The sequence below is a fragment of the Actinokineospora fastidiosa genome (genome assembly GCF_014648415.1).
GTDB classification, from domain to species: Bacteria; Actinomycetota; Actinomycetes; order Mycobacteriales; family Pseudonocardiaceae; genus Actinokineospora; species Actinokineospora fastidiosa.
Genome location: NZ_BMRB01000004.1, coordinates 514,429 through 537,881, shown reverse-complemented (window position 1 = coordinate 537,881; position 23,453 = coordinate 514,429). Strand labels below are relative to the sequence as shown.

Annotated in this window: 21 protein-coding genes and 1 riboswitch; of the genes, 14 read left to right on the top strand and 7 right to left on the bottom strand. The window is 73.0% G+C overall.

Translation table 11 applies throughout. From position 1 onward, the window contains the following. Window positions 1–462 precede the first annotated feature (462 nt). Window positions 463–1,659 (bottom strand): lipase family protein, encoded by a 1,197-nt coding sequence (locus tag IEY98_RS24465; protein ID WP_189212941.1) that lies wholly within the window; start codon window positions 1,657–1,659, stop codon window positions 463–465. A gap of 190 nt (window positions 1,660–1,849) precedes the next feature. Between IEY98_RS24465 and IEY98_RS24460 the strand changes: the two genes are divergently transcribed. Together IEY98_RS24460 and IEY98_RS24455 are read left to right on the top strand one after the other, a co-directional pair. Beyond that, window positions 1,850–2,788 (top strand): ATP-binding cassette domain-containing protein, encoded by a 939-nt coding sequence (locus IEY98_RS24460; RefSeq protein ID WP_189212940.1) that lies wholly within the window; start codon window positions 1,850–1,852, stop codon window positions 2,786–2,788. Continuing rightward, the gene (locus tag IEY98_RS24455) at window positions 2,785–3,651 is read left to right on the top strand and encodes an ABC transporter permease (RefSeq protein WP_189212939.1); all 867 of its coding nucleotides are present in this window, start codon (window positions 2,785–2,787) and stop codon (window positions 3,649–3,651) included. Before IEY98_RS24460 ends, IEY98_RS24455 begins: the two co-directional genes overlap by 4 nt. Before the next feature lie 41 nt (window positions 3,652–3,692). On the opposite strand, the gene IEY98_RS24450 is transcribed toward IEY98_RS24455, so the two are convergent. Both IEY98_RS24450 and IEY98_RS24445 read right to left on the bottom strand, forming a co-directional pair. After that, window positions 3,693–4,148: a universal stress protein gene (locus tag IEY98_RS24450; protein WP_189212938.1), complete on the bottom strand. Its 456-nt coding sequence runs from the start codon at window positions 4,146–4,148 to the stop codon at window positions 3,693–3,695. A gap of 12 nt (window positions 4,149–4,160) precedes the next feature. Next, the gene (locus IEY98_RS24445) at window positions 4,161–4,772 is read right to left on the bottom strand and encodes a hypothetical protein (RefSeq protein ID WP_189212937.1); all 612 of its coding nucleotides are present in this window, start codon (window positions 4,770–4,772) and stop codon (window positions 4,161–4,163) included. Between the two features lie 604 nt (window positions 4,773–5,376). Between IEY98_RS24445 and IEY98_RS24440 the strand changes: the two genes are divergently transcribed. Both IEY98_RS24440 and IEY98_RS24435 read left to right on the top strand, forming a co-directional pair. Continuing rightward, entirely contained in the window at window positions 5,377–6,645 is a 1,269-nt protein-coding gene (locus IEY98_RS24440) for a PucR family transcriptional regulator (RefSeq protein ID WP_189212936.1), read from the top strand. A 168-nt stretch (window positions 6,646–6,813) separates the two neighbouring features. Next, on the top strand, window positions 6,814–8,082 hold the full coding sequence (locus tag IEY98_RS24435) for a PucR family transcriptional regulator (RefSeq protein ID WP_189212935.1): 1,269 nt from the start codon (window positions 6,814–6,816) through the stop codon (window positions 8,080–8,082). A 6-nt stretch (window positions 8,083–8,088) separates the two neighbouring features. Here the strand turns inward: IEY98_RS24435 and IEY98_RS24430 are convergent, their stop codons facing one another. The 3 genes from IEY98_RS24430 to IEY98_RS24420 all read right to left on the bottom strand — a co-directional run bounded on the left by IEY98_RS24430 (window position 8,089) and on the right by IEY98_RS24420 (window position 10,376). Continuing rightward, window positions 8,089–8,403, bottom strand: coding sequence for a DMT family transporter (locus IEY98_RS24430; RefSeq protein WP_189212988.1), 315 nt, complete (start codon window positions 8,401–8,403; stop codon window positions 8,089–8,091). A gap of 11 nt (window positions 8,404–8,414) precedes the next feature. After that, a riboswitch (guanidine-III (ykkC-III) riboswitch) is annotated at window positions 8,415–8,482 on the bottom strand. A gap of 50 nt (window positions 8,483–8,532) precedes the next feature. After that, window positions 8,533–9,315, bottom strand: a complete 783-nt coding sequence (locus IEY98_RS24425; RefSeq protein ID WP_189212934.1) for a DUF6807 domain-containing protein — start codon at window positions 9,313–9,315, stop codon at window positions 8,533–8,535. Continuing rightward, the gene (locus IEY98_RS24420; protein ID WP_189212933.1) at window positions 9,306–10,376 is read right to left on the bottom strand and encodes a Gfo/Idh/MocA family protein; all 1,071 of its coding nucleotides are present in this window, start codon (window positions 10,374–10,376) and stop codon (window positions 9,306–9,308) included. Before IEY98_RS24420 ends, IEY98_RS24425 begins: the two co-directional genes overlap by 10 nt. A 215-nt stretch (window positions 10,377–10,591) precedes the next feature. On the opposite strand from IEY98_RS24420, the gene IEY98_RS24415 reads away from it, so the two are divergent. From IEY98_RS24415 to IEY98_RS24370, 10 genes are all read left to right on the top strand, one after another. Continuing rightward, window positions 10,592–11,467, top strand: coding sequence for a carbohydrate ABC transporter permease (locus IEY98_RS24415; RefSeq protein ID WP_189212932.1), 876 nt, complete (start codon window positions 10,592–10,594; stop codon window positions 11,465–11,467). After that, window positions 11,454–12,299 carry a carbohydrate ABC transporter permease gene (locus IEY98_RS24410; protein ID WP_189212931.1) on the top strand — a complete coding sequence of 282 codons (846 nt, stop codon included), beginning with the start codon at window positions 11,454–11,456 and terminating at the stop codon, window positions 12,297–12,299. The genes IEY98_RS24415 and IEY98_RS24410 overlap by 14 nt, the downstream gene beginning before the upstream one ends. Window positions 12,300–12,311: 12 nt before the next feature. Further along, window positions 12,312–13,580: an ABC transporter substrate-binding protein gene (locus IEY98_RS24405; RefSeq protein WP_189212930.1), complete on the top strand. Its 1,269-nt coding sequence runs from the start codon at window positions 12,312–12,314 to the stop codon at window positions 13,578–13,580. Further along, window positions 13,577–14,839 carry a Gfo/Idh/MocA family protein gene (locus IEY98_RS24400; protein ID WP_189212929.1) on the top strand — a complete coding sequence of 421 codons (1,263 nt, stop codon included), beginning with the start codon at window positions 13,577–13,579 and terminating at the stop codon, window positions 14,837–14,839. Before IEY98_RS24405 ends, IEY98_RS24400 begins: the two co-directional genes overlap by 4 nt. Beyond that, a complete protein-coding gene (locus IEY98_RS24395) occupies window positions 14,836–15,696 on the top strand; it encodes an NAD-dependent epimerase/dehydratase family protein (protein ID WP_189212928.1) in 861 nt (286 codons plus the stop codon). The genes IEY98_RS24400 and IEY98_RS24395 overlap by 4 nt, the downstream gene beginning before the upstream one ends. Then, on the top strand, window positions 15,693–16,586 hold the full coding sequence (locus IEY98_RS24390) for a 5-dehydro-4-deoxyglucarate dehydratase (RefSeq protein WP_189212927.1): 894 nt from the start codon (window positions 15,693–15,695) through the stop codon (window positions 16,584–16,586). The genes IEY98_RS24395 and IEY98_RS24390 overlap by 4 nt, the downstream gene beginning before the upstream one ends. Continuing rightward, a complete protein-coding gene (locus tag IEY98_RS24385) occupies window positions 16,579–17,694 on the top strand; it encodes a mandelate racemase/muconate lactonizing enzyme family protein (protein ID WP_189212926.1) in 1,116 nt (371 codons plus the stop codon). Before IEY98_RS24390 ends, IEY98_RS24385 begins: the two co-directional genes overlap by 8 nt. Before the next feature lie 282 nt (window positions 17,695–17,976). Continuing rightward, entirely contained in the window at window positions 17,977–19,380 is a 1,404-nt protein-coding gene (locus IEY98_RS24380; RefSeq protein ID WP_189212925.1) for an aldehyde dehydrogenase (NADP(+)), read from the top strand. Between the two features lie 25 nt (window positions 19,381–19,405). Next, window positions 19,406–20,434: a LacI family DNA-binding transcriptional regulator gene (locus IEY98_RS24375; protein WP_189212924.1), complete on the top strand. Its 1,029-nt coding sequence runs from the start codon at window positions 19,406–19,408 to the stop codon at window positions 20,432–20,434. Window positions 20,435–20,665: 231 nt separating this feature from the next. Further along, window positions 20,666–22,027, top strand: coding sequence for a pectate lyase family protein (locus tag IEY98_RS24370; RefSeq protein ID WP_189212923.1), 1,362 nt, complete (start codon window positions 20,666–20,668; stop codon window positions 22,025–22,027). Window positions 22,028–22,670: 643 nt separating this feature from the next. On the opposite strand, the gene IEY98_RS24365 is transcribed toward IEY98_RS24370, so the two are convergent. Beyond that, window positions 22,671–23,441 (bottom strand): nuclear transport factor 2 family protein, encoded by a 771-nt coding sequence (locus IEY98_RS24365; RefSeq protein ID WP_189212922.1) that lies wholly within the window; start codon window positions 23,439–23,441, stop codon window positions 22,671–22,673. Window positions 23,442–23,453 lie beyond the last annotated feature (12 nt).

The following is a 23,453-nucleotide window of genomic DNA, read 5'->3' as shown; positions in this document are numbered from 1 at the left end:
ACCAGACAGCGAAACCCAACCGCGATCCCCCTCGCCGCCGCAAGCTCCAGACCCACCGCCCAGCACCCGACCTCGGCCGCCCTACGTCGCGTGCCCCGCCGTCCCGGGCTGAGTCGGCGCCGACTCCCCGTCCCGGCCGCACGTGCGTTCGCACCCGTCGGTCCCAGGGCCGCAACGCAGCACCGAGCCCCAGCCTGAGTCGACCGACGCCCAGCGAGCGAAGGCACCGGGCCCGGCGCCCGTCGCCGAAGCAGGGTCCGGGACGTCCTTTCTCGCGCAACCCTCCGCTCGAGGACCGCGGTTCGTTCTGTCCCGATGGCGTCCGAGTGGGGCTCGCGGGGGCGTGGTGGCGGTGGGCGAGCAGGTCTGCGAGGGCCGCCGTGATCGGGCGGGGCCATGCCGACGCGACCACCCCCGCCGCGCCGGTGACGCGGCAGGGGGTGGTCGTCGTGGGGGTGGGCATCAGCAGTTCGACGGGGCCGGTTTGCCTGCGAAGCGGTCCTCCAGGAAGCGGACGGCGTCGGAGCGGCCCGCGAGGAAGACCGTCAGGTGTTCGCCGAAGTACTCGCGCCACTGGACCCGTGCGCCCGCGCCGCAGTACGCCTGGCGCAGGGCCTTGGCCTGGGGGAACGGCACCAGCTGGTCACCCGTGGCGTGGTAGAGGAAGATCGGCATCTCCGGGGCGTCCGCGCCTGCCTTGTTCTCGTTGAGGCGGGCCCTCCACTGCGGAGTGTCCAGCGGGTTGCTGGTCGTGTAGTCGGTGATCTTCTTCCCCGCGTACAGCATCATCTGGGCCACGCACTTGTCGTGGCGGGCGTCGTACTCGCGCTTGCCAGCCTCGTTGAGGTAGCCGGGCAGGTCGAGTTCCGGGTAGGCGGCGTTCATGCCGACCGCGGCGGCCAGCATCAGGCCGAAGCCCAGGCCGCCGTCGAGCTGCTTGGACACCTCGATCAGGTCGGCGGGCACGCCGCCCGCCGCGACGCCGACCACGTTCAGCTCGGGGGCGTAGTCATCGGCGAGCTGGGCCGCCCACGCGGCCGCGCCGCCGCCCTGGGAGTAGCCCGCGATGCCGACCTCGCCGCCTGCGGCCAGGCCCAGCGCCGGGATGCGGGTCGCGGCGCGGACCGCGTCGAGCACGGCCGGTCCCTCGGAGCGGCCGACGACATAGGTGTGGTCGCCGGGCGTGCCCAGGCCCTCGTAGTCGGTGACCGCGACCGCCCAGCCCTTGGCGAGCAGCTCGCTGACCATCATCTGCTCGTACTCCACCCCGGACCGGAACGCCCGGGACGGCGCGCAGTTGTCGCCCAGGCCCTGCGTGCCGGGCGCGAGCGAGACGATCGGGCGGACGCCGCCGACCGGGCGGTTGGGCACGAACACCGTGCCGGACACCGCGACCTGCCGCCCGGTGGCGTTGGTCGAGCGGTACAGCACCAGGTACGACTTCGCGCCGCTCAGGCCGCCGATCGGCGTGCTGACCTCGCGGTAGTGGATCGGGTCGCCCGCGGCGCCCGGCGGCAGCGGGTTCGGGGCGAGGTAGAAGGCGTCGCCGTCGGGGCCGACCGGCACCTCGGCTGCGGCCGCCTGGCCCATCGGCCAGACCAGGACTGCTGTCGTCGCGGCCGCGACGGCGGCGACGAGTGCGCGGCGGAGCAGGGACATGTCCGGCACGGTAACCACGCCCATTCCGCGGTGTCGACGTTCGCCGCGCAATTGCGGAACGAAATACCATCGGCGATCCCCGCTTTGTCATAGCCGAGCACAAAAATGCCGTGCGGAAAACTTGTCACCGCCGTATGAATACCGCGATGAATACTGTGCCGGGACTGGTCGCGCCGGTATCGTCGCGGCCATGCCCCGGCCCCGCATCGAGGTGACCCGGCTCGGCAAGGCCTACGGTCCGGTGGCGGCGCTCACCGATGTCTCCCTGACCGCGGCCCCGGGCGCGGTCCTCGGCGTCCTCGGCCACAACGGCGCGGGCAAGACGACGCTCATCGACATCCTCGCCACCCGCGCCCTGCCCACCTCCGGCACCGCCCGCGTGTGCGGGTACGACGTCACCCGCTCCGGCCACCAGGTGCGCAGGCACATCGGGCTGACCAGCCAGTACGCCTGCGTCGACGAGGCCGTGTCCGGCCGGGCGAACCTGGTGCTGCTGGCCCGGCTGCTCGGCGCGACCCGCAAGCAGGCCCGCGACCGCGCCGACGAGCTGCTGACCGCGTTCGGCCTCACCGACGCCGCCGACCGCAAGGCGGGCACCTACTCCGGCGGCATGCGCCGCCGCCTCGACCTCGCCGCCAGCCTCGTCGGCCGCCCGGACGTCCTCTTCCTCGACGAGCCGTCCACCGGCCTCGACCCGGTCAGCCGCGCGGGACTGTGGGCGCTGGTGGCGGGCCTGGTCGCCGACGGCACCACCGTCGTGCTGACCACGCAGTACCTGGAGGAGGCCGACAAGCTCGCCGACGAGGTCGTCGTGCTGGCGGGCGGGCACGTGGTCGCCGCGGGCACGCCCACCGCGCTCAAGGCCGGGATCGGGCAGCGCGCCGCCGCCGTCCGCCTCGCCGACGAGCGCGCCGTGCGCCACGCCCTCGGGGTGCTGGCCTACGCGGGCATCCGGGCCACGCCCGACCCGGTCGAGCCGATCCTGCGGGTCGCGCTCGCCGAGCCCGGGCACGTCACCGCCGTCGTCCGCGCGCTCGACGCGGCGGGCCCGGACATCGTCGACTTCACCGTCACCGAACCCACGCTGGACGACGTGTACCTGGCCCTGCACCACGCGAGCAAGTCATGAGCCGCCACGCCGCTCCCCGCCGGGCGCGCTCGGCGGAGCCGGAGACCGTGCGCTTCCGCGCCATCGCGCCGAACCGGCCGGGCCGCTGGCGGCCCGCGACGCCGCTGCGCCAGGTGTCCGTCCTCACCGGACGGTCGCTCCGGCTGGCCTTCAGCGACCGCAAGATCGTGTTCTTCGGCCTGCTGCAGCCGGTCGTGCTGCTGCTGTTGTTCAGCCAGGTGTTCAGCGGCATCGGCACGCTGCCGGGCGTCGCGGAGTACAACGGCTACATCAACTACCTGCTGCCCGCCACCCTCGTCACCATCGCGCTGACGACGGCCGTGGGCGCGGGCGTCGGGCTGCTGACCGAGGTCTTCACCGGGTTCATCGGCCGCCTGCGGGCGATGCCGCTGACGCTGGGCGCGGTGCTCGTCGCCCGCACCGTCGCCGATTCCGCCCGGCTGGCGCTGAACCTGCTGGTGGCCATCGTCATCTCCGTTCCGGTGCTGGGATTCCGGCCGGGCAGCGTGATCGGCCTGCTGCTGGGGCTGCTGCTGACCATCGTCGTCGGCTGGGGCTTGAGCTGGCTGTTCATCGCGATCGCCTGCTGGGCGCCGAAGCCGGAGGCGATGCAGGCGGTGTCGTTCATCGTCATGGTGCCGCTGATGTTCGGCTCCAGCGCGTACCTGCCGCTGGAGGCCATGCCCGCCTGGGTGCGGTGGTTCAGCAGCGTCAACCCGGTCACCTACGCCGTCGACGCCGTCCGCGCGCTCTCCCTGGACCGGCCAGCGGGCTGGTCGCCCGCGCTGGCGCTCGCCCTGGCCGCCGCCGCGGCCGTCGGCGGCGGTGTCTGGGCCTTCCACGGCTTCCGCCGGGCACGCTGAAGCCCCGGTCCCGCACGGGAACCGGGGCTTCGGCGGCTTGATCAGCCGGTGGTGTGGACGATCAGGATGTCCACCCGGGACTTGCGGGCCGCCTCGCCGGGCACGGAGCCCAGCACCCGGCCCGCGAGGGTGTTGAGGCCGCGGTTGCCGACCACCAGCAGGTCGGCGTCGTGGTCGCGGACCACCCGGCGCAGCACCGACACCGGCGAGCCCTCGGCCGCGACCGTGCGCACGTCGGCGGCGCCCGCCTTGAGCGCCACCTCGGCGGCCGTGCGGACGGTCTCCTCGGCCGGGCTGGCGCCCACCACCTGGTAGCCGACGTCGTCGCCGAGGCGGTCCACGGCCCGGTCGACCGCGCGCTGGTCGGCGGTCTCGTACGCGCAGGCGACCACCAGGACGGCCGCGGTGTCGCGGGCCACCTCGGCGGCCCGCTCGACCGCGCGCAGCGACGAGCGGGAGCCGTCGGTGCCGACGACGATGGTGCGGTAAACGGGCATGGCGGTCTCCACTCAGACGCCCTCGACGCGCCTGCAGGCCGGGGCCTGCGCGAAGGCGTCCTTGAGCTCGGGGTTGGCCTTGAGGTCGGTGGTCGGCCCCTCGGTGGTGTTCAGGCCCTCCAGCTCAGGGCCGATCTCCGCCAGCGCGGTCTGGAAGGCCACGGGGTCGCTCGCCTCGACCGACGACAGCTTCTCGCGCGCGGTGGACAGCGCGCCGCGCAGGTCGTCGATGCGGGTCAGGGCGGCGTCCACGGCGGCGGCGCCGTCGTCGACCGGCGGCTCGCCCGCGGCGCTGATGCCCGCGCTGAGCTCGCCGAGGGTGTCGGAGATCCGCTGCAGGTAGTCCAGCATCGCCTGCTTGGTCTTCGCCGGGTCGTTCGGGTCGACCGCGGGGAACTCGGAGAGCTTCTTGCCGCCCTGCTCGACCGCGGTGCACACCTGCTCCGCCCACGCCACGGCCGGGTCGCTGAGGTCGGCGGGCGGCGCCTGGGTCTGCCCGGTGGCGTCCGCGGCGGCGCCGGGGGCGGGGATCTGCGGCGGGGCCTCCGGATCGGAGCTGCAGCCGCCCGCGAACGCGACGACGGCGACCGCGGAAACCGCGGCGGCGACCAAACGAGGCTTCATGAATTCTTCCCTCACGACTGCTTGGCGAATTGCGCGGCGGGCCCGAATAGGGGCTCCCGAGTCCGATGACCTGCCGACCGCGGCGATCTGGCCGAAACCTTACTGACACACAGACGACCCGAGCAAGAACCCGGTCGGCGCAACCGCGCCGGACCGCCCGTTTTATCAGACGCGCACAGTCCCTCCGTCGGCGTTTTGTGTGTTCCCCCAGTCACCGGCATGACGGAACCGGCTGGTAGCTGGTCAAAGACCCACCTGACGTGCTGTTCCACGCCTGCCCGGCGATCATGGCCGACACAACTGCGCACCCCGGGCCGACCCCGGGCGGGCCGAGTTTGTCATGGACGCGCAAAATCCGAACGGCGAACTCCGCCCTTTTCCGCAAAACACCGATCTTCGGTGTCACCCGTTCGGGTGTCCGCAGCGTCACGTAACACGGGCATTTGACACGCCGCCCGCGCCGAACTTATGGTCGTCGTCACAAATTGTTACGATCGGCGGCGAGCCGAACCCGAAAGAATTCGCGCCAAGCGAGCGCGCCAGCGACAAAGGGGACGATATGGCGATTCACCTGGGCAGCCGACCCCCTTCCCCCCGACCCGGCATGGGACGAGGCCCGGTCGCCGCGCCGAGGCCGCGCACGGGCAGGCAGGACGACCAGGCGACGATGCTGTGGGCGTCGCTGCCGCGCGATCTGGGGTCCCGGTTCCGCCCGATGGTCGGGCAGCTCACCCAGGACATGATCCGCGAGATCCAGCGCGCGGTCCCCGCCTACGCCCAGCCGCTGGAGGGCCACTTCGGCGCGATCATGGTCGCGGGCGTCGAGCAGGCGATCATGCGGATCATGGACACCATCGGCGTCGGCGGCTCCCCGGACGAGAACTGGGCCAACGTCTTCCGCCAGCTCGGCAGGGTGGAGTTCAGCGAGGGCCGCAGCCTCGACAGCCTGCAGACGGCGTACCGGGTGGGCGGCCGGGTGGCGTGGCGGCATGTCGCGGCGTGGGGCCAGGCGCAGAAGCTGCCGACGGCGACGCTGACCATCGCCGCCGAGGCCATCTTCGCCTACGTCGACGAGATCTCGAAGCTGTCGATCGAGGGCTACACCGCCGCGCAGGCGCAGTCGGCCGGGATGATCGAGCGCTGTCGCCGCAGACTGGTGGAACTGCTGCTCAGCGACCCGCCCGCGTCGCCGACGTCGATCACGAAGCTGGCCGCGACGGCCCGCTGGCGGGTGCCGGAGACGGTGGCCGTCGTGGTGGTCGAGCCCGCGCCGGACGGCGAGCACGACGACCTCAGCACCGCGGGCCTGCCCGAGGAGGTGCTGGCCGACTTCGACGGCGACCTGCCGTGTCTGGTGCTGCCCGACCCGCAGCGGCAGATGCGCACCGTCCGCGAGCACCTGGGCGGCAGGCGCGCCTGCGTCGGGCCGGTGGTCGGCCTGCGCGACGCGGCCACCTCGCTGCGCTGGGCGCGCCGGGCGATGAACCTGGTGCGGCGCGACATCATCGGCGACGGCCCGGTCACCTGGTGCCGCGACCACCTGTCGACGCTCTGGCTGCTGGCCGACGAGTTCCTGGTGCGCGAGTTGCTCAACCGCACGCTGGCCCCGCTGGCCGACCTCACCGTCAAGCAGCGGGCGCGCACCGCGGAGACGCTGCTGGCGTGGCTGGAGAGCCGCGGCAGCGCGCCGGAGATCGCCGAGCGATTGCGCATCCACCCACAAACCGTGCGCTATCGCATGCGTCAGGTGGAGAAGCTTTTCGGCGATCAGCTGACCGACCCGGACTCCCGGCTCGACCTGGAGATCGCGCTGCGCGCCCACCGTCTGCTGTGGACGTCCGAAGGCGACGAAAAAGGCCGGGCGGCCGGATAGCCGCCGATGCGCCGCGGCGGTGGATCGCCGCGGCGCGGGTTGTGTTCCGGTGACAATTACCGGCGGCCTGCCGGGTGAATCGGGGAATTGTTCCTCGGAATGTTTGACCAGCCCCCGACCTGCCGCGCTAGATTCGGCGACCAGTTCGCGATCGCGGAGGTGGCACTGGTGCCGGAAGAATCGGGGGAGCCGACCGGATTCCCGCTGCGCATCGCGTTCGACTCGCTGCTCGCCCCGGGCCGCGCCGACGCCGGGCACGGGGCGAACCTGTGGTCGCTGCTGCCCAGGGAGCTGGCCCCGCTGCTGCGCCCGAGCATCCCCCGGCTGGTCGCCGAGATCCGCGGCGAGCTGAACCAGGCGATCCCCGCGTTCGCCCGCAACCCCGACGGCGTCGTCGGACGCGCGGTGACCGAGGGCATCCAGCAGGCGCTGACCCAGTTCGTCGACCGGCTGGAGGACCCGAGCAGCGCCCGGGACGAACGCCGCCAGGTGTTCCGCGACATGGGCCGCCACGAGATCTACAACGGCCCGATCCTGGACGTGCTGCAGACGGCGTACCGGATCGGCGCGCGGGTGGCGTGGCGGCGGATCGCGGCGGCGGGCGAGGCGGCGGGGGTGTCCAGCGCGACGCTGTGCCTGCTGGCGGAGGCGATCTTCGCCTACATCGACGAGTTGTCGGCGCTGTCCATCGAGGGCCACGCCTCGGCGAGGGCGCGCGAGGTCGGCGCGCTGGAACGGCGGCGGCGCCAGCTCCTGCAGGCGCTCATCGCCCCCGGCGGCGGCCCCGGCCGTCCGCTGGGCCACCTGGCGGAGGCGGCGCGCTGGCCGCTGCCGGAGCGGGTGCGGGCCATCGCCGTGCGCCCCCGGGACTCCGACGCCGACCTGCCCGTCACCAACCTGGACTCCCGCTACCTGGTCGATCTGGAGTCGGCCGACCCGTGCCTGGTGCTGAGCGAGGAGTTCCGGCCCCTGCTGGCGGAGCTGCCCGCCGAGCTGCCCGGCTGGCAGGCGGCAGTCGGCCCCGCCGTCCCGGTCGTCGAGTGCGCGCAGTCGCTGCGCTGGGCGCGGCGCACGCTGGCCCTGGTCGCCGAGGGCACCCTGGCGGACGGCTCGCCGACCTGGTTCGACCGCAGCATGTCGGTCCTCTGGCTGCTCAACGACCCGTTCCTCGTGCGGGAGATCGGCGCGAAGGCCCTGGCCCCGATGGCGGAACTGACGGGCAAGCAGCGCGACAAGCTCGGCGAGACCCTGCTGGTCTGGTTGGAGACCCGCCGCAGCGCGCCGGAGATCGCGGCCCTGTTGGACGTCCACCCGCAGACGGTCCGCTATCGCCTGCGCCAATTGGAACGCCTCTTCGGACCCGGCCTGACCGATCCCAACCAACGCTTCGACATCGAGGTCGCCCTGCGCGCGGAACGCGCGTTGCGCGGCGGGTGAAGGGTGTCAGTGAAGGACCTTCAATCCCACCACGCACCCCACGATCCCGACCAGGAGAAGGATCCTGGCCAGGGAGACGGCCTCCGCGCCGGACCACATGCCGTACGCGACGGTGAGCGCGGCGCCGATGCCCACCCACACCGCGTAGGACGTGCCGACCGGCAGCTCCCGCATGGCGTAGGCGAGCCCGGCCATGCTCAGGACCAGCGAGACCCCGAACACCACCGACGGCGCCAGCCGGGTGAAGCCCTCCGACTTGCCCAACGCCGTGGCCCACACGGCTTCCAGGACACCCGAGACGATCAGGACGAGCCAGGACACGATGTGCTCCTTGAGCGCCGTCTTGTCGCTGGCCGGGTACGGCGCCCGCTCGTCCGGGGACCTCATCACGAGGCACCGGCTCCATCGTGGCACACGCCCGCGCCGGGTGAGCACGGGCTTTGACCTATCTCACCACTCGTCCGCGGCCAGGTGGCCGTCGTACACCCGCGCGGTGAAGGAGCGGCGGAGCTCGCCGTCGACCAGCACGGGCGTCTCCGCGGCCAGGGCCGAGCCGAGGCCGGGGTAGCCCGCCTGCCGCACGAACCACGGGTCGTCCACCGACGCCGTCAGCACGACGGTGAACGGGTGGGACGGCGAGCCGCCGTGGTAGGCCAGCCACGGGGAGCGCGTGTAGTGCACCTGCTCCTCCCCCACCCCGTGTTCGGTGAAGACGGTCGACGGACCGTCGGGCAGCGGGAGCCGCCAGAAGAAGCCGCCGTAGCCCGCGCGGGCGCGGCCGTTGGTGGCCGGGCTGCCCAGGCGCACGCCGTCGGCGGCGAGGGTGACCGTGACGTCCAGCGCCCAGCCGCCCGCGATCGGGCGGGCGCTCTGCTCGCGGCGTTCGTGGGCGAGCACGGCGCCGTCGGGTCCCAGCCACGCCAGGTCCTCGTCCAGCCGCGACGGCGTCCGCTCCCGCCAGCGCACGTGGCGGATGGCGCCGTGGTCGTCCATCCAGGTGTATCCCCGGTCGCGGACGTACGTGCGCCCGCCCCAGAGGTTCGCGCCGTTCACGTCCTGGACCCCGATGGACACGCCCAGGTGCCACCGGTGGTCCTCCGGCAGCGCGTCGGTGACGACCGTGCCCGACAGCGTCCTCACCGGGTGGAGGTACGGGCGGGGCGACAGGGTCGTGTGCAGTTCGGCCCCGGAGTTGTACGTGGCGACCGGCACGCCCTCGACGATCAGGTCCACCGCACGACCTCCGAGAGCAGGGCCAGTTCCGCCGAGCAGCGCAGGACCGCGTCGTCCACGCCGTCGATGACCATCCGGTCGCCGACGGCCGCCGCGGGCACCGGGCGCGGCTCGGGGGCCAGCCGCACCGCCTCCAGGACCTCCATGAAGGCCCCGGTCTCCGCCAGGGGGCTGAGCAGGGGGCCCGGCTCGCGGACGCGGGCGACCAGGTCGGCCAGCAGGCCGGTCGTCGGGTACGTCGTCGTGACGTCGTCGTCGGCCGTCCGCAGGCGCACGCGGTCCTCCTTGTAGAACAACGTGATCGTCCCCTCCGAACCGTGCACCGTGATCTGGGGCGAGCGGACCGTCTTCGCGCACAGCGTGACCGCCACGACGATGACCGTCCCCCGGGACGTGCGCAGGCGCAGGGCCGAGGTGTCGTCCGACTCGATCGGGTTGGCGCGGAACAGCTCGACCTCCACGTCCGCCACCTGGCCCCGGCGGGTGCTGCCGTCGATGGCCAGGGCCGTGGCGACGGCGTGCGCGAACGGGTTGGTCAGCGCCCCGTCGACCACGTCCACCCCGTCCAGCCGCCGCTTGCCCGCCCACGGCGACCGGGTGAAGTAGTCCCGGCCGCGCTGCCACGTGCCCGCCACCCCGATGCCGCGCACCGTCCCGATCGCCCCGGACGCCACCAGCGCCCGGACGGCGGGCACGGCCGCCGACCCCAGGCTCTGGAACCCGACCTGGCACAGCAGGCCGGACGCGCGCACCGCGGCGCAGAGCCGCTCGAACTCCGCCAGCGACGTGGCGGGCGGCTTCTCCAGCAGCACGTGCGAGCCCTGCGCGAGCGCGGTCGACGCCAGGTCGGCGTGGGTGTGCAGGGGCGTGCTGATGATCGTGACCCGGTCCCCGGACGGCGCGGGCACGTCGGCCAGCGCCGGGTACGCGGGCACGCCGTCGACGTCCGAGCCCCGGGGATCGCAGACCGCGCCCAGCCGCACCCCGTCCAGCGCCCGGACTGCGCGCAGGTGCGACCGGCCGTAGCCGTGCAGCCCGACCAACACGATCTCCACTGTCACACCCGGAGACGATAACCGGTCGCGGCCGATCGAGAAAGCGCTATCTCAACGGACGGCGAACACCGACGGAAACCTTGACGCCACACCGGCAGACGGACTAGAAAGCGCTTACTTGCCCAACCCGGAACGAGGTGAGCGGCTTGTCAGTGACCGCACGACCGCGGGCCGCTGAGCGGGGACCGACACCCGCCCCGGCCCCGCCGAGACGGGGTGAGATGCGCCAGGGCACCGCCGCCTACCTGTTCCTGCTGCCCTGGTTCCTCGGCCTCGTCCTCATCACCATCGGCCCGATCGCGGCCTCGGCGTACCTGTCGTTCACCGACTACAGCCTCATCGGCGCGCCGGAGTGGATCGGACTGGACAACTACGCCCGCATGCTGGAGGACCCCCGGTTCTTCACCTCGCTGGGCGTGACCTTCACCTACGTGCTGGTCTCGGTGCCGCTGCAACTGGCCTTCGCGCTGGCCCTGGCGCTGGTGCTGGACCGGGGCGTGCGCGGGCTGGCGGTCTACCGCTCGGCCTACTACCTGCCGTCGCTGCTGGGCGGCAGCGTGGCCGTTGCGATCCTCTGGCGGCAGGTCTTCGGCACCGACGGCCTGCTCAACGGCCTGCTCGGCGCGCTCGGCCTCACCGGGATGCCCGGCTGGGTGTCCACACCGGACTTCGCGCTCGGCACGCTGATCGTGCTCAACGTGTGGACCTTCGGCGCGCCGATGGTGATCTTCCTGGCCGGGCTGCGGCAGATCCCCCGGATGTACTACGAGGCCGCCGCCGTCGACGGCGCCGGGCCGACGCGCCGGTTCTTCCACATCACCCTGCCGCTGCTGAGCCCGATCATCTTCTTCAACCTGGTGCTGCAGATCATCGGCGCGTTCCAGTCGTTCACGCAGTCGTTCATCGTCAGCGCGGGGACCGGCGGGCCCGCGGACTCGACCCTGTTCTACACGCTCTACCTGTACCAGCGCGGATTCGGCAACTTCGACATGGGATACGCATCGGCCCTGGCCTGGGTGCTGCTGCTCATCGTCGGCGGGCTGACCGCGGTCAACTTCCTCGCGGCGAAGCGCTGGGTGTTCTATGGCGACGGTTAGGACCACCACCGGAAAACGCAGGCCGCTGGCGCACGTCGGGCTGATCCTCTTCGGCCTGGCGATGCTCTACCCGCTGCTGTGGATGCTCGCGAGCTCGTTCAAGCCGACGCCGGACATCTTCACCGAACCCGGCCTCATCCCGTCCAACCCGACGCTGGACAACTACGTCGAGGGCTGGACCGCGCTCGGCGAGCCGTTCAGCACCTACCTGATCAACTCGTCCATCGTGGTGCTCGGGTCCATCCTGGGCAACCTGTTCGCCTGCTCGCTGGCCGCCTACGCCTTCGCCCGGCTGGAGTTCCGGTTCAAGCGGCTCTGGTTCGCGATCATGATCGGCAGCATCATGCTGCCGATCCACGTGGTCATCGTCCCGCAGTACGTGATGTTCGCCCAGGTCGACATGGTGAACACGTTCTGGCCGCTGATCCTGCCCAAGCTGCTGGCCACCGACGGGTTCTTCGTGTTCCTGATGGTGCAGTTCATCCGCGGCCTGCCGCGCGAGCTGGACGAGGCGGCGCGCATCGACGGCTGCGGGCACTGGGGGATCTTCTTCCGGATCATCCTGCCGCTGTGCGTGCCAGCGCTGGCCACCACCGCGATCTTCACCTTCATCTGGACCTGGAACGACTTCTTCAGCCAGCTCATCTTCCTGACCGACCCGGAGATGTACACCGTGCCCGTGGCGCTGCGCACCTTCGTCGACGCGACCAGCCAGACCCCGTGGGGCCCGGTGTTCGCCATGTCGATGGTGGCCCTCGGCCCCATCTTCGGGTTCTTCCTCGCCGGACAGCGCTACCTGGTGCGCGGCATCGCCACCACGGGCCTGAAGTGAAAGGACACGACCGTGCGCACCTTGAGACTGGGCGCGTTGCTCGCCGCCGCAGCGCTGACCGCGACCGCGTGCGGCGGCGGTGACCCCGGCGGCGACGGCCCGGTGACCCTGCGGTTCTCCTGGTGGGGCAGCGACGCCCGGCACACCATGACCCAGCAGCTCATCGAGGCCTTCCACGCCGAGCACCCCGACATCCGGGTGGAGGGCGAGTTCACCGGCTGGGCCGACTACTGGGACAAGCTGGCCACCAGCACCGCGGGCGGCAACGCCCCGGACGTCATGCAGCAGGAATCGCGCTACGTGCGCGAGTACGCCGACCGCAACGCGCTGCTGGACCTCGGCAAGTACGACGTCGACGTGAGCAAGCTCGACCCGGCCGTCGCGGGCACGGGCAAGGTCGGGGACGCCACCTACGCGATCCCGACCGGCGTCAACGCCTACACCGTCGTCGTCGACACCGCCCTCTACGAACAAGCCGGGGTGCCGATCCCGGACGACGAGACCTGGTCGTGGGACGACTTCGTCGACACCACCGCCGCGATCACCGCCAACACCGGCGGCAAGGTCCACGGCGTGCAGAACATCGGCTTCAACGAGGCGGGCCTGGAGATCTTCGCCCGCCAGCGGGGCGAGTCGATCTTCACGGCCGACGGCGCGATCGGACTGTCCGACCAGACGCTGAGCGACTGGTTCGCCCTGATCCTGCGGCTGCGCGACCGCAGGTCCGAGCCGGAGCCGTCGGTGACGATCGAGACGCAGGCGGGCGGCATCGACCAGTCGCTCATGGCCACCAACCGCGGCGCGACCGGCGTGTGGTGGACCAACGAGCTGGCGACGCTGACCAAGGCGTCCGGGCACGAGCTGGCGCTGCTGCGCTTCCCCGGCGAGTCGCAGGGCAGGCCCGGCATGTACTTCAAGCCCGCGATGTTCTTCGCCGCGTCCGCGCGCACCGAGCACCCGGAGGCGGCGGCCACCTTCATCGACTGGCTGGTGAACAGCCCGAAGGCCGCCGAGATCCAGCTGAGCGACCGCGGCCTGCCCGCGAACACCGAGGTGCGCGAGCAGGTCTTCGGCAAGCTCAAGGCGGCCGACCAGCAGTCCGGGGAGTTCCTGCGGGAGATCGGCCCGACGCTGGCCCCGCCGCCGGTGCTGCCGCCGCCGGGCGCGGGCGAGGTGCAGGGCGTGCTGCAGCAGCTCAACGAGCAACTGCTGTTCGACCGGATCAGCGTGCCCGAGGCTGTCAGCCAGTTCCGCCAGCAGGCCGAGGCCGCGCTGAAATGACGGGAACCACCCGGTACGCCTTCGTCGGCACGGGCCACCGCGCCCAGTTGTACTTCGACGCCCTGCTGGGCCCGTACGCCGACGTCGCCGAGCCCGTCGCGCTGTGCGACACCAACCCGACGCGCATGGCGTACTACCAGCGCCTGCGCGGCGGTGAGCCGCTGCCGACCTTCGCGCCCGAGGAGTACCTCGCGATGCTCGACCGCGTCCGCCCGGACGGGGTCGTGGTCACCTCGGTGGACGACACCCACGCCGACTACGTCGTGGCCGCGCTGGAGCGCGGTGTGGACGTGATCGTGGAGAAGCCGCTCACCGTGGACGAGCCGAGCTGCGCGCGGATCGCGGACGCGGCGCGGCGCTCGACGGCGCGGCTGGTGGTGACGTTCAACTACCGCTACTCGCCGCGCAACAGCGCGGTGAAGGCCCTGCTGCTCGACGGCGTCATCGGGACGCCGACGGCGGTGCACTTCGAGTGGGTGCTGGACACCGTGCACGGGGCGGACTACTTCCGCCGCTGGCATCGGGACAAGGCGCGCTCGGGCGGGTTGTTCGTGCACAAGGCGACCCACCACTTCGACCTGGTGAACTGGTGGCTGGCCGACCGGCCGTCGGTGGTGACCGCCCACGGCGGGCTGCGGTTCTACGGGCCCGGCGGCGACCACGACACCGACGCGTTCGTCCTCGACCTGTCCGCCGACGTCCGGCTGCACGCGCTCTACGCCGACGCCGCCCGCCACGACGGCTACCGGCGCGACCAGGACGTCTTCTCCCCGGGCATCACGATCGAGGACACCATGGCCGCGCTGGTGCGCTACGAGTCCGGCGCGCTGCTGACGTACTCGCTGACCGCGTACGGGCCGTGGGAGGGCTACCGCGTGTCAATCACCGGCACGCGGGGCCGGATCGAGCTGGCGGTGTGCGAGCGGTCGAGCGTGCCGTCGGGCCGGGCCTCCGACGTCGTCGGCTGGCACCGCGACGCGCCCGACCTGCCCGAGGGCGCCCGACCGGTGGGCACCCGGCTGCTCCTGCAGCGGCACTGGGAGGCGGCGGAGGAGGTGCCGGTCGACGCGGCGGCCGGGACGCACGGCGGCGGCGACGCGCGGCTGCTGGACGACCTCTTCCGGCCCGGCGCCGCGCCCGACCCGCTGGGCCGGGCGGCGGACTACCGCGACGGCGTGCTCAGCGTGCTCGTGGGCGCGGCGGCGAACGCGTCGCTGGCCCGCGGCGGCGCCTCGGTCCTGGTCGTGCCGCCGTGGTGACCGCACTCGTCACCGGGGGCGCAGGCGTGCTGGGCCGGGCCGTCGTCCGCGCGCTGGCGGACGCCGGACACCACGTCGTGTCGGTCGACCTGCCCGGGACGGCGGGCCCCGACGGGGCCGACGCGATCGCGGCGGACCTGACCGACACCGAGCGCGCTCGGTCCGTGCTCGCCGAGGTCGGTCCGGCGATGGTCGTGCACCTCGCGGCGATCGCGGTGCCGTTCAGCCGCCCGGAGACCGAGCTGCTGCGGACCAACCTGTCGCTCGCGCACAACGTCTGCGAGGCGGCGGTCGCCGTCGGCGCGGGGTCCGTCGTGCTGGCGAGCAGTCCGACGGTCATGGGCTACGGCCGCCCTGGGTGGCGCCCCCGGTACCTGCCGCTGGACGAGGACCACCCCGTCGCGCCGTGGCACGCGTACGCTCTGTCCAAAGTGGCCACCGAGCAGCTGGCCGCGATGTACGCCCGGCGCGGCGAGCGCACCCGGTTCGCCGTCGTGCGGCCCGGTTACGTCATCTCGCCGGAGCAGTGGGCGGGCGCGCCCACGCAGGACGGCAGCACGATCGGCGAGCGGCTGGCCGACCCGGCGATCGCGGCCAGGTCCCTGTTCAACTACGTCGACGCCCGCGACGCCGCCGACCTGGTCGTCCGGCTGGGCGATGCGGACGTGCCCAGCGGCGAGGTGTTCTTCGCCTGCGCCGCCGACCCGCTGGCCCGCGCGCCGCTGGCCGACCTGCTCCCCCGCGACTACCCGGCGCCCCCGGCGGGGCCCGCGTTCTCCATCGACAAGGCCGCGCGGCTGCTGGGCTGGCGGCCCGGGCGCTCGTGGCGCACCGAATTCGCAGGAGGTCCCCGGTGAACCTGGACGGAGTGCTGTTCTTCCCCGTCACGCCGTTCGACGACCATGGCGTGGACGTGCCCGCGCTGCGCGCGCATATCGAGCACGGCCTCGCCCACGGGCCCGGCGCGGTGTTCGTCGCCTGCGGGACCGGCGAGTTCGGCGCGCTCGACCGCGCCGAGCACGCCGACGCGGTACGGGCGGCGGTGTCGGTCGTGGACGGCCGGGCGCCGGTGCTCACCGGCGCGGGCGGGCCGCTGCCGCACGCGCGGGCGTGCGCCCGGCAGGCGGCCGACCTGGGCGCGGACGGGCTGCTGCTCATGCCGCCCTACCTGAGCCGGGGGCCGCAGGCGGGGCTGGTGTCGTACGCGCTGGCCGTCGCCGACGCGAGCCCGCTGCCGCTGGTGCTGTACCAGCGCGAGCCGGTCCGGTACACCCCGGAATCGGTGGGGCGGCTGGCCGAGCACCCCCGGGTGGTCGGGTTCAAGGACGGCAGCGGTGACCTCGACCTGCTGCACCGGATCGCGTTGACCGTGCGGGACAAGGATTTCCTGCTGTTCAACGGGCTGCCCACGGCGGAGTTCAGCATGCCCGCGTATGCCGGGATGGGCATTCCGCTGTACTCGTCGGCGGCGTTCGCCTTCGTGCCCGAGGTCGCCACCGCATTCCACACGGCGTTCACCGGCGGTGACACCGAGCGGGTGCGGGCGCTGCTGGACGCGTTCTACCGGCCGTTGGTCGAGCTGCGGGACCGGGTGCCCGGGTACGCGGTGTCGCTGGTCAAGGCGGGCGCGCGGCTGCGGGGGCAGCCGGTCGGGTCGGTGCGCGCCCCGCTCGTGGACCCGTCCGACGCCGACCTCGCCGCGCTGTCGTCGATCATCGACCGGGGGTTGGCGGTCGCCCGTGGCTGAGCTGACGCACCGGAGCAGGCGGGTCCCGCTCCCCCGGCCGTGGGGGCCGGACGTCACCCACGTCCACGTCGTCGCCACCCGGGTGACCTCGTCGGCGGGGGTCGGGCACGGGTTCAGCTGGACGCCGCGCGCGGGGGCGGGGGCCATCGCGGGGATGCTGGACGAGTTCGGCGCTGCCCTGGCGGAGCCGCTCGACCCGGCGCCGGTGTGGGACCGCCTGTGGGCCGACGCCCACGAGGCGGGCGGCGGCGGGGTGACCACGATGGCGCTGGCCGGGGTGGACATCGCCCTGTGGGACCTGCGCGGGCGCACCGAGGGCCGCTCCCTGGTCGACCTGCTGGGGCGGCGGCATACCGCGGTGCCGGTGTACGGGAGTGGGGTGAACCTGCACTACCCGGTGGCGGACCTGGTCGCCCAGGCCCGCCGGATGGTGGCGGCGGGGTACGCGGGGGTGAAGATCAAGGTCGGGCTCCCGGACCTGGCCTCCGACATCGCCCGCGTCGCCGCCGTCCGCTCCGCGATCGGCGAGGACGTCGCTTTGATGATCGACGCCAACCAGCGCTGGGACCTGCCGACGGCGTTGCGGGCGGTGTCGGCGTTGGCGGAGTTCCGGCCGTACTGGCTGGAGGAACCCTTGCGCGCGGACGACTTGCGCGCGCACGCGGAACTCCGGAGGCGTTGTCCGTTCCCCATCGCCCTCGGTGAGAACCTGCACACGGCGTACCAGTTCCGCGAGGCGATCCTGCTGGGTGCGTGCGACATCATCCAGCCGAACGTGGTGCGGGTCGGCGGGATCACCCCGTTCCTGCGGATCGCGGAGCTGGCGCGTGCCTTGGGGGTGGGCGTGGCGCCCCACCTGCTCCCGGACCTCTCCGGTCAACTGGCCCTCACCCTCCCGGGTCCGGTGTGGGTGGAGGAGGTGGAGGACGCCTCATTCGCCGCACTGGACGTGCTGTCCGCACCAAGTGGGGTGGAAGTCAAGGAGGGACGCCTGGCGGCAGACACCGGCCCAGGCCACGGCCTCCGCTTCCACTGGCTCGACTCGGACACCCGGACACCGGTTCCCTCGGCCGCGTCCAGCCCTCCCCTGCTGGCAGACCACCCATGACCGCCGAGGCTTTCCACGCCCCGATCCAGGGACTCGGCAATCCCCTTCCCGCCGAGACACATCGGAGACCACAACGCCCACCGGGGTCGGCGATCGCGACGGCTGGTCTCATCGCGGATGCGACACATCCCTCGACTGCGGCTGGAGAGCTCGGCTCTGTGCCCTTCCTCGTGCCGCTCTGTCCGTCCGCCGCGGCGGGAGCCAAGGACCTGCCTTTCCTCGCGCGCCCCGATCGGCGGACCACCGTCCGGCCCCTATCCGACCTCGACACGGAAGCTGCTCATGACCTCATCTCTTCCTCTCGGTCCCGCCGTCGCGGTCTCGTCGTGGTTGGCGGGAATGGATCCGGTGGAGCGGGGGCGGATGCTTCTTGCCGTCGCCGACGCACTCGACAACGCGCGGGGGGAGCTGGTTCCCCTTGCGGATGCGGAAACGTCGCTTGGTGAGGGGCGGTTGGTCGGCGAGTTGGCGCGGGCCAGCGGGCAGTTCCGGCTGTTCGCCGACGTCCTTCGGGAAGGGTCCTATCTGCGGGCCACCATCGACCACGCGGACCCGACCACCACCCCGCCTCGGCCGGATCTGCGGAGTGTTCTCGAACCCGTGGGGCCGGTCGCGGTGTTCGCGGCCAGCAACTTCCCGTTCGCGTTCGGGGTCGTCGGTGGGGACACCGCGTCCGCGCTGGCGGCCGGGTGTCCGGTGGTGGTGAAGGCGCATCCGGGGCATCCCGAGCTCTCCCGGCGGCTCGCTGAGGTTGTCCACTCCGTACTGGAGCCGGGGGTCTTCGCCATGGTCGAGGGGCTGGATGCGGGGCGCGCCCTGGTGACCCACCCCGACATCCGGGCGGTCGGGTTCACCGGGTCCGTCACCGGCGGTCGGGCGCTGTTCGACCTGGCCAGCGGGCGGCCCGACCCGATCCCCTTCCACGGCGAGTTGGGCAGCGTGAACCCGGTGGTGGTCACCCGGGCCGCCGCTGCCGCACGACCCCGGGAGATCGCGGATGGGCTCGTCGCCTCGTTCACGCTCGGCGTCGGGCAGTTCTGCACCAAGCCGGGGATCGTGCTGATCCCCGCAGGCTCCGGGCTGGAGACCGTCATCGCCGACCGGCTCGCCGGGGGCGGGCGGATGCTCACCCCGGCCATCGCCGAGGGGTTCCACCAGGGCGTCCGCCGCCGCGCCGACCGGATCATCGCCGGTCGCCAGCAGGACGGGCCCGACGCCGAGCCCGTGCTGTTCCTCGCCGACGTCGACTTCCTCGCCGCGCGCCCCGAGGCGACCGAGGAGGTCTTCGGCCCCGCCTGCCTGCTCGTCCACTACACCGACGACGACCTCCCCCGCGCCGTCGCCGCGCTGCCCGGCAGCCTGACCGCCACCGTGCACGCCGAGCCCGCCGACATCGCGGCGCTGGCGCCCGTGGTGGCCGCGCTGCGGGAGCGCGCCGGGCGGCTGGTGTGGAACGGGTGGCCGACCGGCGTCGCGGTCTCCTGGGCCCAGCACCACGGCGGCCCGTGGCCCGCCACCACCTCGGCGGCGCACACCTCCGTCGGCGCGCACGCGATCGCGCGCTGGCTGCGTCCGGTCTGCTACCAGGACTGCCCGCCCGCCGTGCTGCCCCGCGCGCTGCGCGAGGACAACCCGCTCGGCCTGCCCAGACGCGTCGACGGGGCGTGGACCGATCTAGAGTGTTAGCAGGAGACCACTCGGGAGTACAGGCATGACCGGCAGACCCCACGTGACGCTGGAGGACGTCGCCCGCACCGCGCAGGTGTCGCTGGCCACGGCCTCCCGGGCGCTCAACGGCGCCACCAGCGTGGGGCCCACCCTGCGCGACCGGGTCCTGGCCGCCGCCGAGGAACTGGCCTACACGCCCAACGCCCACGCCCGCGCGCTGGCGGGCTCGTCGCACCAGACGGTCGGCGTCATCTGCCACGACGTGAGCGACCCCTACTTCGCCACGATCGCGCGCGGCGTCATGCGGGTGGCCGGGGAGAACGACCTGCTGGTGATGCTCGCCAGCACGTTCCGCGATCCGCAGAAGGAGATCGCCTACGTGTCGATGCTGCGCGCGCAGCGGGCCTCGGCGATCCTGCTGATCGGCTCCGGGTTCGAGGACCGCGCCTGGGAGCGCGCCCTGGCCGCGGAGCTGGAGCCCTACCGGCGCGGCGGCGGGCAGGTCGCCGTGGTCAGCAGGCACCGCAGCCTGCGCGTCGACAGCGTCCAGCCGGACAACCGGGCGGGCGCGGCCGACCTCGCCAGGGCGCTGCTGGACCTCGGCCACCGCCGCTTCGCCGTGCTGGCCGGGCCGCGGCGGCTGACCACAGTGGTCGACCGGCTCGACGGGTTCCGCGACGCCCTGGCCGACGCCGGGATCGCACTCGCCGACGACGACGTGATCGAGTCCGGCTTCACCCGCGACGGCGGCCACGCCGCGATGCGCGAGCTGCTGGCCCGCAGGCGCGACGTCACGTGCGTGTTCGCGGTGACCGACGTGATGGCCATCGGCGCGCTCACCGCCGCGCGCGAGGCGGGCGTGTCGGTGCCCGACGACATCTCCCTGGCAGGCTTCGACGACATCCCCGTCGTGCGGGACCTGACGCCCGCGCTGACGACGGTCGCGCTCCCCCTCGAACAGCTCGGCGAGCAGGCGATGCGCCTGGCCATCCGCGACAACCGGGGCAAACGCAGCCGCGTGGTGCGCATGCCCGCCGACGTCGTGGTGCGCGACAGCGTGGCGCGCCTGTAACCGCGCGCAACCGCGATGTGGGACAACGTGTTCCCTGCTCGGAAGCCGCGCGCCGCAGTGCGCCCACTCTGACCCTTGCGGGGAAGTAACGGAATGGTCTAGCCTGCTGTAAGCGCTTCCAGAAAGCGCTTTCTCCCGGCAGGCGCGTCATGGCCCCGCCATCGTGACGCTACTGAGAGCGCTCCCCACCCCCGGCGGTCCCCAACCCTGTGTTTCGCAAGGAGGCGACGCATGAGTTCGCACAAGCGGAGTGTTCCCCGTCGGCTGGCCGGGATAGCCGCGCTGTCCACAGTGGCCGCGGTCGGCGCCGGTCTGGTGCTGGTGTCCGCGCCCGCCAGCGCGGCGGCGGGCTGCCGGGTCAGCTACACCCTCTCGGGCCAGTGGCCGGGCGGCTTCGGCGCGAACGTCACCGTGACCAACCTCGGCGACGCCATCTCCGGCGGCTGGACGCTGGAGTGGGAGTTCGGCGCAGGCCAGACCGTGCAGCAGGGCTGGAACGGGGAGTTCAGCCAGAGCGGGTCGCGGGTGCGGGTCACCAACCCGGGCTGGGGTTCCAGCCTCGCCACCGGCGCATCGGTCACGCCCGGGTTCAACGGCACGTGGCAGGGCAGCAACCCGGCTCCGACGGAGTTCCGGCTCAACGGGACGGTGTGCACGGGTGAGACCGTCCCGACCAGCACGACCACCACCACGACAACAACCACCACGACGACCACGACGACGAACAACCCGCCCCCGCCCAGCGGCCTGATCGGCTGGGCGACGCAGAACGGCGGCACCACCGGCGGTGGCAGCGCCACAGCGGTCACCGTCGGCAGCGCGTCGGCGCTGTCGTCGGCCGTCAGCGGCACGAACCCGGCCGTCGTCCGCGTCACCTCGTCGTTCTCCTGCTCCGGCATGCTCCGCGTCGGCTCCAACAAGACGATCCTGGGCGCGTCCGGGGCGACGATCTCCGGCTGCGGCCTGACGCTGAGCGGGTCGCGCAACGTCATCATCCGCAACCTGACCTTCCGCGACTGGGATGACGACGCGATCAACATCGAGTCCGGCTCGACCAACATCTGGGTCGACCACAACTCGTTCAGCAGCGGCTACGACGGCGCGGTGGACATCAAGCGGGCGTCCGACTTCATCACCGTGTCGTGGAACCGGATCTCCAGCCACGACAAGTCGATGCTGCTGGGCCACAGCGACGGCAACGGCAGCCAGGACCGCGGGCACCTGCGGGTGACCTACCACCACAACTACTTCGACGGCTCCGGCACCCGCCACCCGCGTGTGCGGTTCGGCAACCCCGTGCACGTGTTCAACAACTACTACCGCGACAACGAGTACGGCGTCGCCTCCACGATGGACGCCGGGGTGCTGGTTGAGGGCAACTACTTCGAGAACGTCGACGAGCCCACCCTGGTCGGCTACGCCAGCTCCGACCCGGGCGCGCTCGTGCAGCGCAACAACGTCTTCGTCGGCTCCGGCACGCCGGAGTCCGGGGGCAGCGTGGCGCCCATCCCCTACTCCTACACCCTGGAGAACGCCGCCACCGTCAAGTCCTCGGTGAGCGCCGGGGCGGGCGCGGGCAGGATCTCGGTCTGACGGGAGGGACCGGGACGGGTGGGTGGGCGCTGACGCCCGCCCACCCGCTCGCCGGTCCCGACCGAGGCGGGCCGGTCCCACGGACCGGCCCGCCCGGCACGCGCGAGGCTCACCCGGCGGCGAACCGGCCGCCGCCAGGGCTGATGCGCGATCCGGGCCCCGTTGCCCGGAACCCGCCGAACCCCCGTTCGGCGGGAGACCACGACCGGCAAGCCAGCCGGGGAGGGTCAGGAAGGTGCTGTCCGCGAGTCGCTGGGACCCGATGCCGACGTGCCTGACGAGCGAGCCGCCTGCCGCCCGGCGGACCCGAGGCCCCGAGGCCGAGGAGGCCCAGTCGCGAGCTGACGTCAGGGAACGCCGGTGCCGCCCGCGGTCCATGGGCCACCGGGCACCGAGAGGAACCGGACCGGATGGTGGCCGACCAGGGCCGCGCGACCGCCGACCCAAGCACGCCGGACCGATTGCGCCTGTCGAGTCGAGTGGCACCGATGCGGCGTCGAGGCGGTCGGTGCCAGGGCCGCGCAGGGATCGGGCGGGGTCGGTGGGTGGGCGGGGTCGGCGGGCGTGGGCGGGGTCGGGGTCGGGGTCGGTGGGTGGGCGGGGGTCGGTGGGTGGGCGGGGTCGGCGGGTGGGCGGGGTCGGGTCAGCGGGGGACGAGGTCGCTGATGCGCCACTTGCCGTCGGTGAGGACGGCGGTGACGGAGAGTTGGGCGCCCGCGGTGGTCGCCTCGCCGGTGTCGCCGCGGAGCGCGCTCTGGTCGAGGAAGACGAGGAGGACGGCGGTGTGGTCGTTGAGGCTCACGACGCCCGAGCTGACCACCCGCGTGGCCAGGGTGAGGCGTTGTGCGGGGGCCTGCTCCCGGACCTGGGCGAACAGGCGGTCGTACTGCTCGGACGCCGCTCCCGTCAGGACCTCGCGGGCGGCGGTCTCGGTGGCGGCGGTGTCGTCGTGGCGGTAGCTGAAGATCTTCTCCAGGCCCTCGCGGACCTGGCGGGTCACCTCGGCGGTCCCGGCGGTGTCGACCAGGGCCACGTTGGCGTCGGCGCGGAGCTGATCGGCCCGCAGCACGGCGAGCACGCCGCAGGCGACCAGCAGCGCCGACACGACCAGCAGGACGATCGGCAGGCGCAGGCCGCGGCGCGGGGCCGCGTCCTCGTCGCGGTCGTCCGACTCATCGGCCTCAGCGACGGCCGGGTCCTCCACGACAGCGGAGTCGACCTCACTGTCCCCAGCCGGGTCGCCGATTGCACTGTCCACGGCCGAGTCGGCGACCGCACCGTCCTCAGTCGCGTCGTCCTCGACAGCGGCCGAGCCGGCCGTCCGCTCCACTGTGGACGTCGTACGCGGGCGGCGGATGCCCGCCACCTGGGGGCGGCGCGGGCGGGGGGCCACCGGGGTCCGGGTGCTGCGCATCGGGATCGCCTC